The following is a 14,547-nucleotide window of genomic DNA, read 5'->3' on the forward strand; positions in this document are numbered from 1 at the left end:
GTTTGGAGAGCCCAGCGATGAGCGCCCCCGCCCGCCCCGCCCCCGCAGCCTCGATCCGGGTGGCTGCCGGGACGACCGCCGGGCAGGCGGTGCGTGACGCGGGCCTACCGTCCCGGGGGGCGCCCGACGCCGTCGTCGTGGTTCAAGATCCCGAGGGCCGGCTACGCGACCTGTCCTGGGTTCCCGACGCCGACGTCGAGGTGATCGCTGTGGCCGCCGACACCGAGGCCGGCCGCAGCGTGATCCGGCACTCGGCCGCCCATGTGCTGGCCCAGGCGGTGCAGGACATGTTTCCCGACGCCAAGCTCGGCATCGGCCCGCCGATCACCGACGGCTTTTACTACGACTTCGACGTCGCCGAGCCGTTCACCCCGGAGCATCTTGAGGCGCTCGAGAAAAAGATGCGCAAGATAGTAAAGGACGGTCAGCTATTCGAGCGCCGGGTGTTCGAATCCATTGACCAGGCCCGCGAAGAGCTCGCCGCGGAGCCCTACAAGCTCGAGTTGATCGACGACAAGTCCGGCGCCGACGATCCGGAGGTCATGGAAGTCGGTGGCGACGAGCTGACCGCCTACGACAACCTCAATCCCCGTACCCGGGAACGGGTTTGGGGCGACCTGTGCCGCGGTCCGCACATTCCTACCACCCGCTACATCCCGGCGTTCAAGCTGACCCGCAGCTCGGCGGCCTACTGGCGCGGTGATCAGAACAACGCCAGCCTGCAGCGCATTTACGGGACTGCCTGGGAGTCCCAGGAAGCGCTCGACCGCCATCTCGAGCTGATCGAGGAAGCTCAGAAGCGTGACCACCGCAAGCTCGGCGTCGAGCTGGACCTGTTCAGCTTCCCCGACGAATTGGGTTCGGGTCTGCCGGTTTTCCACCCCAAAGGCGGTGTGGTGCGCCGTGAACTGGAGGAGTACTCGCGCCGCAAGCACATCGAGGCCGGCTACGAGTTCGTCAATACGCCGCACATCACCAAGGAACAGCTCTACATCACCTCCGGGCACCTCGAGTGGTACGCCGACGGCATGTTCCCGCCCATGCACATCGACGCCGAGTACAATGACGACGGCACGGTGCGCAAACCCGGTCAGGACTACTACCTGAAGCCGATGAACTGCCCCATGCACCATCTGATCTACCGGTCGCGGGGGCGCTCCTATCGGGAACTTCCGTTGCGGCTCTTCGAGTTCGGCAGCGTGTACCGCTACGAGAAGTCCGGTGTGGTCCACGGGCTCACGCGGGTGCGGGGCATGACCCAGGACGACGCGCACATCTACTGCACCCGCGAGGAGATGCGCGACGAGCTCGCCCGGCTGTTGCAGTTCGTCCTGGATCTGCTGGCCGACTACGGTCTCGACGACTTCTACCTGGAGCTTTCGACCAAGGATCCGGACAAGTTCGTCGGCTCCGACGAGATCTGGGAGGAAGCCACCGAAACCCTGCGTGAAGTGGCCGAATCCTCAGGGCTGCAGCTGGTGCCGGATCCGGGTGGCGCGGCGTTCTACGGCCCCAAAATCTCGGTGCAGGTGCGTGACGCACTGGGCCGTAGCTGGCAGATGTCGACCATCCAGCTCGACTTCAACATGCCCGACCGTTTCGAGCTGGAATACACCAGCGCTGATGGATCCCGCCGGAGACCCGTCTTGATCCACCGGGCGCTGTTCGGGTCGATCGAGCGGTTCTTCGGCGTGCTCACCGAGCACTACGCCGGAGCCTTCCCGGCCTGGCTGGCACCGGTGCAGGTGGTCGGCATCCCGGTCGCCGACGACCACATCCCGTACCTGCAGGACGTGGCAGCCCGGCTGCGCGCGAACGGCATCCGCGCCGAGGTCGACACCAGCGACGACCGGATGGCCAAGAAGATCGTCAACCACACCAACCAGAAGGTGCCGTTCATGCTGCTCGCGGGCGACCGCGACGTCGAGGCCGACGCGGTGTCCTTCCGGTTCGGGGACCGCACCCAGATCAACGGGGTGCCGCGGGACCGAGCGGTCGAGACCATTGTCGAGTGGGTGCGGCGGCGCGAGAATGCCACGCCCACAGCCCAACTCGTCGAGGTCAATGCTGAAGCGGGCGAGGGGTGACGTGGATCCCGAGGACACGATCGTAGACCGCGGCGTCGGGGACCCGGACCGTCTGCAGCGGCTGTGGACGCCGCACCGGATGACCTACATCGTCGACGCGGTCAAACCCGGATCGGCGTCGTCGTCGGAGCCGTTCACCGACATCCCGACCATGTCCGACGAGGACGGATTGGTGGTCGCTCGCGGGGAACTGGTGTACGCGGTGCTCAACCTGTACCCGTACAACCCGGGTCACCTGATGGTGGTGCCGTACCGGCGGGTGGCCGAACTGGAGAACCTGACCGACGACGAGAGCGCCGAGCTGATGGCGTTCACCCAGAAGGCCATCCGCGTGATGAAGGCGGTGTCGCGCCCGCACGGTTTCAACGTCGGCCTGAACCTCGGCACTTCGGCGGGCGGATCGCTGTCCGAACACCTGCACATGCATGTCGTGCCGCGCTGGGGCGGGGACGCCAATTTCATCACCGTGATCGGCGATTCCAAGGTGATCCCGCAGTTGCTGCGCGACACCCGCAAGTTGCTGGCCACCGAGTGGGACAGGCAGCAGTGAGCGACTTCTACCTGATGACCCGCGCCGCCTACGCCAAGGTGTCGCGGCCGGTGGCCAAGGGTGCGCTCAAGCTGGGACTGACGCCCGACAGCGTCACGATCCTGGGTACCGCAGGCTCGGTACTTGCCGCGCTGACCCTGTTCCCGGTCGGGCAGCTGTGGTGGGGCGCGGTCGCGGTCTCGTTCTTCGTGCTCGCCGACATGCTCGACGGCGCGATGGCCCGGTTGCGCGGCGGCGGCACCCGCTTCGGGGCGGTGCTGGACGCCACTTGCGACCGCATCAGCGACGGCGCGGTGTTCTGCGGTCTGTTGTGGTGGGCCGCATTCGGGTTGCACAGCACGCACTTGGTGGTCGCGACGATGATCTGCCTGGTCTCGTCGCAGGTCATCTCCTACATTAAGGCCCGTGCGGAGGCCAGCGGGCTGTCCGGCGACGGCGGTTTGATCGAACGGCCCGAGCGGCTGGTCATCGTGCTCGTCGGCGCCGGACTGTCGGATCTGCCGTTCTTCCCGCTGCCCTGGTTGCTCGATGTGGCGATGTGGGTGCTGGCGGTGACCAGCGTGGTGACGGTGGGGCAACGGTTGCACAGCGTGCGGACCTCCGCGGCGGCGATGGATCCGCTCCCGGTGCCCGAAGCCGGCGACACACCGGAGGCCACCGACCAATGACGGAGCACCCGGTCGGGTCGGGACACGGCATCGGGCGCCTGTTGTCGGTGCCGTCGACATTGAGTGGCCACCTGACCGACTGGGGGTACGCCGCGGGCTGGCGTCTGGTGCGTGCGGCCCCGGAGGTGTTGGCGCGCAACACCTTCGATGCCGGAGCCTGGTGGGCGTCGCGCAATGGCGGGCCCGAGCAGCTTCGCAGGAACCTGGCCCGGGTGGTCGGCGCGCCGCCCGACGACGTGCCCGCGGACCTGGTGCGCGCCTCGCTGGGGTCCTACGCCCGGTACTGGCGTGAGGCGTTCCGGCTGCCCGCGATGGACCACGAGGATCTGGCCAGGCGCCTGCACGTCAACGACGTCGAGCTGCTGTGGTCGGCACTGGAGGCCGGCCGCGGGGCCGTGCTGGCGTTGCCGCACAGCGGGAACTGGGACATGGCCGGGGTGTGGCTGGTCCAGCACCACGGCACCTTCGCGACGGTCGCCGAACGGCTCAAACCGGAGTCGCTGTATCACCGGTTCCTGGCCTACCGGGAACGCCTCGGGTTTGAGGTGGTGCCGCTGTCCGGAGGTGAGCGGCCGCCGTTCGACGTGCTGCGGGACCGGCTGCGCGACAACGGTGTGGTGTGCCTGATGGCCGACCGCGACATGACCCGCACCGGGGTCCCGGTCGACTTCTTCGGCGAGCGGAGCAGGCTTCCCGCGGGCCCGGCCAAACTCGCGCTGGCGACCGGGGCGGCGCTGTTTCCGGTGCACTGCTGGTTCGAGCCGGACGACTGGGGCATGCAGGTCTATCCGGAAGTGGACACGTTCTCGGGGGATGTCATCGCGATCACTCAGGCCTTGGCCGACCGGTTCGCGAAGAACATCGCCGCCCACCCCGAGGACTGGCACATGATGCAGCCGCAGTGGCTGGCCGACCTGTCCGACGAGCGCAGGGCCCGCCTGGAGGCTTCCCCGTGAGCGCTTGCGCCAAGAAGCGACGATGCTGATGCGGATCGGGATGGTGTGCCCGTACTCGTTCGACGTGCCCGGCGGGGTGCAGTCGCACGTGCTGCAGCTGGCGGAGGTGCTGCGCGGCAGCGGCCATGAGGTCAGTGTGCTGGCGCCCGCGTCGCCGGAGGCGGGGGACTCGCTGCCGGATTTCGTGGTGTCCGGAGGCCGGGCCGTACCGATCCCGTACAACGGCTCGGTGGCGCGGCTGCGGTTCGGCCCGGCGACCCACCGCAAGGTCAAGAAGTGGCTGCAGCAGGGCGACTTCGATGTGTTGCACCTGCACGAACCGAACGCCCCCAGCCTGTCGATGCTCGCGTTGAACATCGCCGAGGGCCCGATCGTGGCGACCTTCCACACGTCGACGACGAAGTCTCTGACGTTGTCGGTGTTCGAACCGATTCTGCGGCCGATGCACGAGAAGATCGTCGGCCGGATTGCGGTGTCGGATCTGGCACGGCGCTGGCAGATGGAAGCGCTGGGCAGCGACGCCGTCGAGATCCCCAACGGGGTCGATGTGGCCTCCTTCGCCTCGGCGCCCCTGCTGCCGGGGTATCCGCGGCCGGGCCGCACCGTGCTGTTCCTGGGTCGGTTCGACGAACCCCGCAAGGGCATGGCGGTGCTGCTCGCGGCGCTGCCGGAGTTGGTGGCCCGGTTCGAGGACGTAGAGATCCTGGTGGTCGGCCGCGGCGATGAGGACGAGCTGCGCGCGCAGGCGGGACCGTTGGCCCGTCACCTGCGGTTCCTCGGGCAGGTCGACGACGCGGAGAAGGCGTCGGCCATGCGCAGCGCCGACGTGTACTGCGCGCCCCACACCGGCGGGGAGAGCTTCGGCATCGTGCTGGTGGAGGCGATGGCCGCCGGCACCGCGGTGGTGGCCAGTAGTCTCGACGCGTTCCGGCGGGTGCTGGTCGACGGCCAGGCCGGCCGTCTGGTGGCTGTCGATGACCCGGCCGCCCTGGCCGACGGGCTGATCGAGATGCTGTCGGACGACGCCGCGCGGGCGCGTTACGTCGACAACGCGACGCAGGCGGTGCAGCGGTACGACTGGTCGGTGGTGGCGCGCCAGATCGTGCGGGTGTACGAGACCGTCGCCGGGGCCGGGGTGAAGATCCAGGTCGCCTCGTGATCCCGTGGGTGACCGCGGTGCTGGTCGCGGTGCTGGTCGCGCTGATCCTGTTGATCGTCGGCTGGGCCTATCAGACGGCGAACCGGTTGGATCGGCTGCACGTGCGCTACGACCTGTCGTGGCAGGCACTCGACGGGGCGTTGGCCCGCCGGGCCGTGGTAGCCCGCGCGGTGGCCGTCGAGGCGCACGGCGGGGGACCCGAGGGCAAGCGGCTCGCCGCGCTGGCGGACGCCGCCGAGCGGGCTCCCCGCCAAGCCCGGGAAGCCGTCGAGAACGAGCTGTCGGCGGCCCTGGCGCGGGTGAACCCCGCGTCGCTGCCGTTGCCGCTGGTGGCCGAACTCGCCGACGCCGAGGCGCGCGTCGTGCTGGCCCGCCGCTTCCACAACGATGCGGTGCGCGACACCCTCGCCCTGCGGGAGCGCCCTCTGGTGCGCACGCTGCGCCTGGGTGGAACCGCTTCGCTGCCAACCTATTTCGAGATCGCCGAGGGTGGCGAGCGGTCGGCCCGCGAGCCTGCGCCGGTGAGCAGACGGACCTCGGCGCGGGTGGTGTTGCTCGACGAGCACGGTGCGGTGCTGCTGCTGTGCGGATCCGATCCCGCCGCCGCGGGCGGGGACGGGCCCCCGCCGCGGTGGTGGTTCACCATCGGCGGTGCAGCCCAGGTGGGGGAGTCGCTGGCGCAGGCCGCGGTGCGGGAACTGCACGAGGAGACCGGACTGCTGGTGGCGCCTGACGTCATCGCCGGCCCGGTGTGGCGCCGCGACGCGGTGATCGACTTCAACGGGTCGGTGATCCGCAGCGAAGAGATGTACTTCGTGCACCGCACCACACGGTTCGAGCCGTCGGACGCGGGCCGGTCCGGGCTGGAGCGCACCTACATTCACGGTCACCGCTGGTGCGATGCGACAATGATCGACAAGCTGGTCGCCAACGGGGAGACCGTGTACCCCTTGCAGCTGGGTGAGCTTCTGGACGAGGCGAACGCGCTGGCCGACGCACCGGGTGCGCCGGGGGACGGCCCCCTGCGGTCCATCCGCTGACCTGAGTTGTATCGCTGCTCATGTCCGCGCGGATCGAATCGATTTGCGGCCACACCTAGACTGGATCAGTAGCGATTGAAGGAGAAAGCAGTGGAATCCGAAATGTCCGGCGAAGGGCTCGGGACTCCCACCCGGGGAACCGCGCGGGTCAAGCGCGGTATGGCCGAGATGCTCAAGGGCGGCGTGATCATGGACGTCGTGACCCCGGAGCAGGCGCGTATCGCCGAGGGCGCCGGCGCGGTCGCGGTGATGGCGCTAGAGCGGGTTCCCGCCGACATCCGGGCCCAGGGCGGGGTGTCGCGGATGAGCGACCCCGACATGATCGAGGGCATCATCGACGCGGTCACCATCCCGGTGATGGCCAAGGCGCGGATCGGGCATTTCGTCGAAGCTCAGATCCTGCAGAGCCTCGGGGTCGACTACGTCGACGAGTCCGAGGTGCTGACCCCGGCCGACTACACCAACCACATCGACAAGTGGAAGTTCACCGTGCCGTTCGTGTGCGGGGCGACCAACCTCGGCGAGGCGCTGCGGCGGATCACCGAGGGGGCGGCGATGATCCGCTCCAAGGGTGAGGCCGGCACCGGCGATGTGTCCAACGCCACCACCCACATGCGCAAGATCGGCGGCGAGATCCGCCGGTTGACCTCGCTGTCGGAGGACGAATTATATGTGGCGGCAAAGGAATTGCAGGCCCCCTACGATCTGGTGGTCGAGGTGGCGCGGGCCGGCAAGCTGCCGGTGACGCTGTTCACCGCCGGCGGCATCGCGACCCCGGCCGATGCGGCGATGATGATGCAGCTCGGCGCCGAGGGCGTGTTCGTCGGGTCGGGCATCTTCAAGTCCGGCAACCCGGCCGAGCGCGCGGCGGCGATCGTCAAGGCCACCACGTTCTACGACGATCCTGACGTGCTGGCCAAGGTGTCGCGCGGTCTGGGTGAGGCGATGGTCGGCATCAACGTCGACGACATCCCGGTGCCGCACCGCCTGGCCGAGCGCGGCTGGTAAGTGGCGATTGAAGAAATCCTCGATCTGGAGCAGCTCGAGGTCAACATCTATCGCGGCGGTGTCTTCAGTCCCGAATCCGGCTTCCTGCAGCGCACCTTCGGCGGTCACGTGGCCGGGCAGTCGCTGGTCTCCGCGGTGCGGACCGTCGACCCGAAGTTCCAGGTGCACTCGCTGCACGGCTACTTCCTGCGGCCCGGCGACGCGCGCGCGCCGTCGGTGTACATCGTCGAGCGCATCCGCGACGGCGGGTCGTTCTGCACCCGGCGGGTGAGCGCGATCCAGCACGGCGAGACCATCTTCTCGATGTCGGCGTCGTTCCAGACCGACCAGAGCGGCATCGAACACCAGGACGCCATGCCGTTCGCGCCGCCGCCGGACGACATCCCTGATTTCAAGTCCAGCAGCAAGGTGTTCGACGACGCCAGCTTCCGGCAGTTCGACGAATGGGATGTGCGGATCGTGCCGCGCGACCGGCTGGGGGTGCGGGAAGGCAAGGCCTCTCAGCAGCAGGTGTGGTTCCGGCATCGCGACCCGCTGCCCGACGACCACGTGCTGCACATCTGCGCGCTGGCCTACATGAGCGATCTCACGCTGCTGGGATCGGCGCAGGTCAATCACATCGAGGAGCGTGCTCACCTGATGGTGGCCTCGCTGGACCACGCGATGTGGTTCATGCGGGCATTCCGGGCCGACGAGTGGCTGCTCTACGACCAGTCCTCGCCGTCGGCGTGCGGTGGGCGCGCGCTCACCCAGGGCAAGATCTACAACCGGTACGGCGAGATGGTCGCCGCCGTGATGCAGGAGGGGTTGACCCGCTACACCCGCGACTTCACCCCGGGCCGAGGGTGAGCGCTCCCCAGGTCGGGGTGCTCGCGCTGCAGGGTGACACCCGGGAGCACCTGGCCGCACTGGAGGAAGCCGGGGCGCAGGCCCGCACCGTCCGTCGGCGCGCCGAGCTCGACGCGGTGGACGCGCTGGTGATCCCGGGTGGGGAGTCCACTGCGATGAGTCATCTCCTGCGCGAGTTCGAGCTGCTGGAGCCGCTGCGCGCCAGGCTCGCCGACGGGATGCCCGCCTACGGGTCCTGCGCGGGGATGATCCTGCTGGCCAGCGACATCGCCAACGCCGGGGTGCCCGGACGGCAGGCGCTGCCGCTGGGCGCCATCGATATGACGGTGCGCCGCAACGCTTTCGGGCGGCAGGTCGACTCCTTCGAAGAGGACGTCGACTTCGAGGGGCTGGACGGTTCGGTGCACGCGGTGTTCATCCGCGCGCCGTGGGTCGAGCGGGTCGGCGCAGGCGTCGAGGTGCTGGCCAGCGCGGCGGGCCATCCCGTCGCGGTGCGGCAGGGACGCACGATGGCCACGGCGTTCCACCCCGAAGTGACCGGCGACCGCCGCGTCCACAAACTCTTCGTCGCCTCCCTGTAGCGACGCCGCCGGTTCGCGTTAGCGCAGGGGCAGGCCGGTGAGGGCGCGGGCCATCACCAGTCGCTGGATCTCGCTGGTGCCCTCGAAGATCGTGAAGATCTTCGCGTCGCGGTGCATGCGCTCGACGGGGTACTCGCGCGTGTAGCCGTTGCCGCCGAGGATCTGGATCGCCTCGTCGGTCACGTACACCGCGGTCTCGCTGGCCACCAGCTTGGCCATCGACCCTTCGGCGGAGGTGAACTCCTTGCCGTTGCGGGCCATCCAGCCGGCGCGGTAGACCAGCAGCCGGGCGGCGTCGATGCGTGCCTTCATGTCGGCGAGCTTGAACGCGACGGCCTGGAACTCACCGATCTTGCGGCCGAATTGCTCACGCTCGCAGGCGTAGTCGCGGGCGTACTCGTATGCGGCGCGTGCCACCCCGACCGCCATCGCGCCGACGGTGGGTCGGGTGCGCTCGAAAGTGGCCAGTGCGGCCTGCCCGGCGGCCCTCTTGCCCTCGCGGACCTTGGCGATCCGCGCATCGAACTTCTCCTTGCCGCCGACGATCAGGCGGCCCGGGATGCGCACGTCTTCGAGGACCACCTCGGCGGTGTGGGAGGCGCGTATGCCGTGCTTGAGGAACTTCTGGCCCTGGCTCAGACCTGGCGTGTCCGGGGGGATGATGAACGACGCCTGACCGCGCGTGCCCAGCTCCGGGTGCACCGAGGCGACGACGACGTGGACGTTGGCGATGCCGCCGTTGGTGGCCCAGGTCTTGGTGCCGTTGAGCACCCATTCGTCGGTGGCCTCGTCGTAGCGGGCGCGCGTCAGGATCGACCCGACATCGGAGCCGGCGTTGGGTTCGGATGAACAGAACGCGGCAACCTTGGGATCGTCGACGGAGCCGAACATCTGTGGCACCCATTCGCCGACCTGCTCGGGGGTGCCGTTGGCGGCGACCGACGCCGCGGCCAGGCCGGTGCCCAGGATGGCCAGCGCGATGCCGGCATCACCCCAGAACATCTCCTCGAACGCAACGATCATGCCCAGACCGCTGGGTTCGGCGGCCTGCTCGGCGAAGAACTCCGTGGAGTAGAGACCGATCTTGGCAGCCTCTTGGATGATCGGCCATGGGGTCTCTTCGCGCTCGTCCCACTCCGCGGCCGCGGGCCGGACCACGTCGGCAGCAAACTCGTGAACCCACTTCTGCACATCCACCAAGTCCGGCGGCAGTTCCAGGGAGAACGTCATGCCTGGGTACCTTACTGCGGAGTAAGTTACTCGGCCAGCGAGTGTGGCTCAGCTAACAGCGTCGGCAAGTATTGGAAGAATCAGCTGGGAGTCGGACCGAACCGTGTTCAGGCTGCTGGTTCCGACCGACGCGTGCCGGAAGCCCATGATCGCCGGAGTGCGTGGATCCTGATCGTCGCTGGTCAGGGTGAGCTGCACCCGATGGCCGGCTCGGAAGCGGCGGGCATTGGGCACCAACGGGATTCGGTAGGTCACGGTATCGCCGACCGGTACGGCCACGGCGGTGTCACAGGGCAGCACCGGGGCGCCGTCGGTGCTGGCAGCCGCGTCGACGGAGCGCAGGCTGGCCCGAAGCCAGCCCGCGGTCACCTCGGTGATCTGATCATCGGGTCCGACGTCGCGCAGCGTCGCGATCCAGGCGGTGTCCGCGGCGGTGGCCGAGGCCTGCAGCCGCAACTCGATGTCGCCGACGAGGTCGAGGTCGCGCTCGAGTGGGGCGGAAGTCCAGCTCAGCGTCGGCGGCGGGTCGATCGGGCTGGCCTTCACTCGGTTGAGCCCGCCACCGAGGGTCAGGTATTCGCGTGCTCCGGGTTCGCCCTCATCGGCGCCGAGGGTGCCGTCGGCGCGTAGCGCCCAGTGCAGCGCAGTGGCGGCCGGTGGCCAGTTCGCGCTGGCGAGCCAGGTGTCGGCGCCCGGCAGGACGTAGCGCACCGGCGGGCCGTCCATGATGCCGGTGTTGGCGCCCTTGAGCCAGTGGTCGTACCAGGCCAGTGCCTCGCGGTGCAGGCTTTCCCACGGCCAGGTGAGCCCGAATTGACCAAGCATCGCCATCCGCACATTCGGGTTGGCCGATAACGCCTTCCATGCGGTGAAGGTCGAGGGCAGATGCAGCGGGACGTTCTCCCAGTCGCAGCCGAGATAGACCGGGATGTCGACGCGGTCCAGCAGCGGCAACAGGTTGCGTTCCTGCCACCACTGGTCGCGCAGGGGATGCCGGACCATGGCATCGAGCCAGAGGTCGTCCCACGGGTGTGGATTGTGGGGGAGTTGGAGCAGCCGACGCATCATCGTCACGGCGGCTTCCCCGTTCATCGTGGCCAACCTGCGATGTAACCGCGGCGTGTTCAGGATGCGGCGGGCGACGGCGAGGGCCGGATTGCGCCGCCAGAAAGCGTCGCTGCGGCCGGCGGTCAGTCCCATCATCGACAAGAACGGCGTGACGAACGACGAACTCGTCAGCCCATGGTGTGATGCGGCTTCGTAGAGGTCGGCGGTGGCCGCGATCGGGAAGATGGCTTTCAGGTGCGGTGGCCGCTCCACGGCGGCCTCCAGCTGGGCCATCGCGAAGTAGCTGATCCCGATCATGCCGACGTTGCCGTCGCACCACGGTTGGGCGGCTGTCCACTCGACGAGGTCGAAGAGGTCGCGGCGCTCCTGGGCGTCCATGAAGCCGAAGGTGCCGCCGGATCCGCCGGTGCCGCGCAGGTTGGCGATGACATGGACGTATCCGCGGGAGACCCAGAAGTACGTCGCCCCGGCTTCGATGAAGCCCGCGGGGGCGCCCAGGTCCTGAATCTGCCGCGGATACGGCGACGCGGCGATCAGCGCCGGGAATCGTCCCACCGAATCGGGGTGGTGCACATCGGCGAGCAGGTCGACGCCGTCGCGCATGCCGACCCGTTGGTTTATGCGGTGGGCGATTCCGAACCGCGGCCGGCTCAGGTTGCGGTATGTGCGGCCGGTGTCCTGCGGGCCGTTGAGGGGGCGATCGACGCTGGGCATAGTCTCACGCTACGTTGAGACTAGTTTCACCACAACATGAATTTCACGCTACGATGAAACTCGTGCCCAAGATCCCGTCCGGCCCCCGGGACGAACGCGGTGTGCTGTCGCGGCGAATCCTCGTCGCCGCCCGCGCGGCGTTCGCCGCCACCGGCTACGCAGGAACGACGGTGCGCGCGGTGGCCCGGGCCGCCGAGGTCGACCCGGCGCTGGTGTACCACTACTTCGGGTCGAAGGAAGCGCTGCTCGACGCCGCTACCGACCCACCTCAGCAGTGGTTGGATAGCGTCGCCGCGACGTGGGCCACGCCGGCTCCCCAACTGGGGGCCGCCCTGGTGCGGCTGATGCTCAGTGCCTGGGCCGACTGCGAGATCGGCCCCGTGCTGCATGCGATCCTGCAGACCGCGGCACATGAGGCGGCCACCCGGGAAAAGCTGCGCCTGGTGGTGCAGCGGAGTCTGATGGGTGTCTCAGAATTAGGTGCCGACGACGCCGACCGACTGTTCCGTAGCGGCCTGATCTCTTCGCAGATCATGGGGCTGGCGATGATGCGCTATGTATGGCGCATCGAGCCGATCGCATCGATGGACGATGATGCGCTCATCGCGGCGGTGGCGCCGAATCTGCAGCGCTACATCCTCGAAGACCTGGGGTGAGTGGGTTCGGTTCACCCGAACACCCACGTAGACTGGTCGATCGGACTGACGACGTGACATTGACCAGTAGAACTCGAAGGAAGTAGCACCTCTATGAGCGGCCATTCGAAGTGGGCCACCACCAAGCACAAGAAAGCCGTGATCGATGCGCGTCGCGGTAAGAACTTCGCCAAGCTGATCAAGAACATCGAGGTCGCGGCGCGCACCGGCGGCGGAGATCCCGCCGGCAACCCGACACTGTATGACGCCATTCAGAAGGCGAAGAAGAACTCGGTGCCCAACGACAACATCGAACGTGCCCGCAAGCGGGGCGCGGGCGAGGAAGCCGGCGGCGCCGACTGGCAGACCATCACCTACGAGGGTTACGGACCCAACGGCGTGGCCGTGCTGGTGGAGTGCCTGACCGACAACCGCAACCGCGCCGCCGGCGAGGTGCGGGTGGCGATGACGCGTAACGGCGGCAGCATGGCCGACCCGGGTTCGGTGTCCTACCTGTTCACCCGTAAGGGCGTGGTGACCCTCGACAAGAACGGGCTGACCGAGGACGACGTGCTGGCCGCGGTGCTCGACGCCGGTGCCGAAGATGTCAACGACCTCGGCGACAGCTTCGAGATCATCTCGGAGCCAACCGATCTGGTCGCGGTACGCACTGCGCTGCAGGACGCGGGCATCGATTATGAGTCGGCCGAGGCGACCTTCCAGCCTTCGGTCAGTGTTCCGGTCGACGTCGAGGCCGCCCGCAAGGTGCTCAAGCTCGTCGACGCCCTCGAAGACAGTGACGACGTCCAGGACGTCTACACCAACATCGACATCCCCGACGACGTCGCCGCCGCACTCGAACAGGAGTGACCGCCGCGCGGTGACGCCCGGTCAGACCCCGGGCGGCAGGAACGACAGGTCGGTGCATTCGGTGAGCATCGCGGTCAGGCCCGCGCACACCGCGGCATCGGTGCGGGAGTTCAACTCCTCGATCGCCTCGTTCGCGATAACCACGAGTTCGGTGACGCGACCCCGGATTCGATCGACCGCCCCCGAGCCCACCAGGACGCGCCGGGCCTCGGCGATCGCGGCGTCGTCGGCGTCCGCGTCGCCGACGATGCCGGTCAGGGTGCGCCGGTCCGGTGCGCTCGCCAGTTCCAGAGCGGTGCCCAGCAACTCTGTAGGTTTTCCGCCGCGGATGTCGTCGCCGACCCGCTTGCCACTTGCGGCCGTTGTGCTGAACACATCGGTCAGGTCGTCGCGCAGCTGAAAAGCCTGCCCTACCGCGCGGGCGAACTTCTTCAGGTGGGCCTCAATCGCTGGGGTCGCAGTCCCGGCGAGCGCGAGCCCCAGCTGCATCGGCCGCTCCACGGTGTAGCTGCTGGTCTTGTACCGCTGGATCTTCCCGGCCGCGGCCCAGGAGTAGTCACGCGCGGCCTGGGCCTGGAGCTCGAGGAGTTGGCCGGCGACCACCTCGACCCGCATTGCGCCGAAGGTCTGCCTGACGCGGCGGCGCGCGTCGGTGCCGAGCAAGCTGACCGCGCAGGCGACGGAGTCGTGCGCCGCCGACCACAGCAGGTCGCCGACAAGCAGTGCCATGTGGTCGCCGAACAGACGCGCATCACCCGTGCCGTCGTCGGCGCGGTGCCGGGAGGCCAGCGCCGCGCGCACCGACGGCTGTCCGCGCCGCACGTCGGAGTCGTCGATGACGTCGTCGTGAACCAGCACCGCGGCATGGAGCAGTTCGACCGCCGCGGCCAGGTGCACCAGCGGCGGGAGACCGGTGGCGGGCGGGCCGGCCGCCCGCCACGCCCAGAACATGAACCGGGGACGCAGCCGTTTACCTCCCGCCTTCACCGCCGACAGGCAGAGATCCGCCACCGGCTCCAGGTTGGCGTCGATCGATCGCAGTGGTGCGGCGACGGTGTCGCACACCGCCGCGCCCAGCTGGTCCTCCAGGGTCCCCAGGAACCTGGTCGTTGGTTGACACGGACTCGTTGGT

At 68.5% G+C, this 14,547-nt stretch carries 14 protein-coding genes; 11 read left to right on the forward strand and 3 right to left on the reverse strand.

Annotated elements, in window-relative coordinates; all coding sequences use genetic code 11:
* The first annotated feature begins 17 nt into the window (after positions 1-17).
* From thrS to pdxT, 9 genes are all read left to right on the forward strand, one after another.
* Positions 18-2,087: a threonine--tRNA ligase gene (thrS, locus tag KXD97_RS20360; protein WP_260751939.1), complete on the forward strand. Its 2,070-nt coding sequence runs from the start codon at positions 18-20 to the stop codon at positions 2,085-2,087.
* A complete protein-coding gene (locus KXD97_RS20365) occupies positions 2,065-2,637 on the forward strand; it encodes an HIT domain-containing protein (RefSeq protein ID WP_260751940.1) in 573 nt (190 codons plus the stop codon). The genes thrS and KXD97_RS20365 overlap by 23 nt, the downstream gene beginning before the upstream one ends.
* Entirely contained in the window at positions 2,634-3,305 is a 672-nt protein-coding gene (gene pgsA, locus KXD97_RS20370) for a phosphatidylinositol phosphate synthase (protein WP_313901317.1), read from the forward strand. The genes KXD97_RS20365 and pgsA overlap by 4 nt, the downstream gene beginning before the upstream one ends.
* The gene (locus tag KXD97_RS20375; protein ID WP_260751941.1) at positions 3,302-4,261 is read left to right on the forward strand and encodes a phosphatidylinositol mannoside acyltransferase; all 960 of its coding nucleotides are present in this window, start codon (positions 3,302-3,304) and stop codon (positions 4,259-4,261) included. The genes pgsA and KXD97_RS20375 overlap by 4 nt, the downstream gene beginning before the upstream one ends.
* A gap of 28 nt (positions 4,262-4,289) precedes the next feature.
* Positions 4,290-5,420, forward strand: coding sequence for a glycosyltransferase family 4 protein (locus KXD97_RS20380; RefSeq protein WP_260758080.1), 1,131 nt, complete (start codon positions 4,290-4,292; stop codon positions 5,418-5,420).
* Positions 5,417-6,460, forward strand: coding sequence for an NUDIX domain-containing protein (locus tag KXD97_RS20385; RefSeq protein WP_260751943.1), 1,044 nt, complete (start codon positions 5,417-5,419; stop codon positions 6,458-6,460). Before KXD97_RS20380 ends, KXD97_RS20385 begins: the two co-directional genes overlap by 4 nt.
* A 102-nt stretch (positions 6,461-6,562) precedes the next feature.
* The gene (gene pdxS, locus KXD97_RS20390) at positions 6,563-7,468 is read left to right on the forward strand and encodes a pyridoxal 5'-phosphate synthase lyase subunit PdxS (protein ID WP_260758081.1); all 906 of its coding nucleotides are present in this window, start codon (positions 6,563-6,565) and stop codon (positions 7,466-7,468) included.
* On the forward strand, positions 7,469-8,317 hold the full coding sequence (gene tesB / locus KXD97_RS20395; RefSeq protein ID WP_260751946.1) for an acyl-CoA thioesterase II: 849 nt from the start codon (positions 7,469-7,471) through the stop codon (positions 8,315-8,317). It abuts the gene before it with no gap.
* On the forward strand, positions 8,314-8,898 hold the full coding sequence (pdxT, locus tag KXD97_RS20400) for a pyridoxal 5'-phosphate synthase glutaminase subunit PdxT (RefSeq protein WP_260751947.1): 585 nt from the start codon (positions 8,314-8,316) through the stop codon (positions 8,896-8,898). The genes tesB and pdxT overlap by 4 nt, the downstream gene beginning before the upstream one ends.
* 18 nt (positions 8,899-8,916) lie before the next feature.
* Here pdxT and KXD97_RS20405 read toward each other — a convergent pair whose 3' ends face one another.
* Positions 8,917-10,128 carry an acyl-CoA dehydrogenase family protein gene (locus KXD97_RS20405; RefSeq protein WP_260751949.1) on the reverse strand — a complete coding sequence of 404 codons (1,212 nt, stop codon included), beginning with the start codon at positions 10,126-10,128 and terminating at the stop codon, positions 8,917-8,919.
* Positions 10,129-10,176: 48 nt separating this feature from the next.
* On the reverse strand, positions 10,177-11,910 hold the full coding sequence (locus KXD97_RS20410) for a CocE/NonD family hydrolase (RefSeq protein ID WP_260751950.1): 1,734 nt from the start codon (positions 11,908-11,910) through the stop codon (positions 10,177-10,179).
* A 53-nt stretch (positions 11,911-11,963) separates the two neighbouring features.
* On the opposite strand from KXD97_RS20410, the gene KXD97_RS20415 reads away from it, so the two are divergent.
* Both KXD97_RS20415 and KXD97_RS20420 read left to right on the forward strand, forming a co-directional pair.
* The gene (locus KXD97_RS20415; protein WP_260751951.1) at positions 11,964-12,566 is read left to right on the forward strand and encodes a TetR family transcriptional regulator; all 603 of its coding nucleotides are present in this window, start codon (positions 11,964-11,966) and stop codon (positions 12,564-12,566) included.
* A 93-nt stretch (positions 12,567-12,659) separates the two neighbouring features.
* Complete coding sequence (locus KXD97_RS20420; protein ID WP_260751952.1) at positions 12,660-13,415, forward strand: YebC/PmpR family DNA-binding transcriptional regulator; 756 nt, start codon at positions 12,660-12,662, stop codon at positions 13,413-13,415.
* Between the two features lie 21 nt (positions 13,416-13,436).
* On the opposite strand, the gene KXD97_RS20425 is transcribed toward KXD97_RS20420, so the two are convergent.
* Complete coding sequence (locus tag KXD97_RS20425; RefSeq protein WP_260751953.1) at positions 13,437-14,480, reverse strand: polyprenyl synthetase family protein; 1,044 nt, start codon at positions 14,478-14,480, stop codon at positions 13,437-13,439.
* Between the last annotated feature and the right edge of the window lie 67 nt (positions 14,481-14,547).

Source organism: Mycobacterium sp. SMC-8, from assembly GCF_025263565.1.
Taxonomy (GTDB): domain Bacteria; phylum Actinomycetota; class Actinomycetes; order Mycobacteriales; family Mycobacteriaceae; genus Mycobacterium.

Excerpts from the sequence above, each read along its gene's own strand:
- thrS (WP_260751939.1), top strand. The coding sequence starts at position 18 with ATGAGCGCCCCCGCCCGCCCCGCCCCCGCAGCCTCGATCCGGGTGGCT.
- KXD97_RS20365 (WP_260751940.1), top strand. The coding sequence starts at position 2,065 with ATGCTGAAGCGGGCGAGGGGTGACGTGGATCCCGAGGACACGATCGTA.
- KXD97_RS20375 (WP_260751941.1), top strand. The coding sequence starts at position 3,302 with ATGACGGAGCACCCGGTCGGGTCGGGACACGGCATCGGGCGCCTGTTG.
- KXD97_RS20380 (WP_260758080.1), top strand. The coding sequence starts at position 4,290 with ATGCGGATCGGGATGGTGTGCCCGTACTCGTTCGACGTGCCCGGCGGG.
- pdxS (WP_260758081.1), top strand. The coding sequence starts at position 6,563 with ATGTCCGGCGAAGGGCTCGGGACTCCCACCCGGGGAACCGCGCGGGTC.
- KXD97_RS20405 (WP_260751949.1), bottom strand. The coding sequence starts at position 10,128 with ATGACGTTCTCCCTGGAACTGCCGCCGGACTTGGTGGATGTGCAGAAG.
- KXD97_RS20410 (WP_260751950.1), bottom strand. The coding sequence starts at position 11,910 with ATGCCCAGCGTCGATCGCCCCCTCAACGGCCCGCAGGACACCGGCCGC.
- KXD97_RS20415 (WP_260751951.1), top strand. The coding sequence starts at position 11,964 with ATGAAACTCGTGCCCAAGATCCCGTCCGGCCCCCGGGACGAACGCGGT.
- KXD97_RS20420 (WP_260751952.1), top strand. The coding sequence starts at position 12,660 with ATGAGCGGCCATTCGAAGTGGGCCACCACCAAGCACAAGAAAGCCGTG.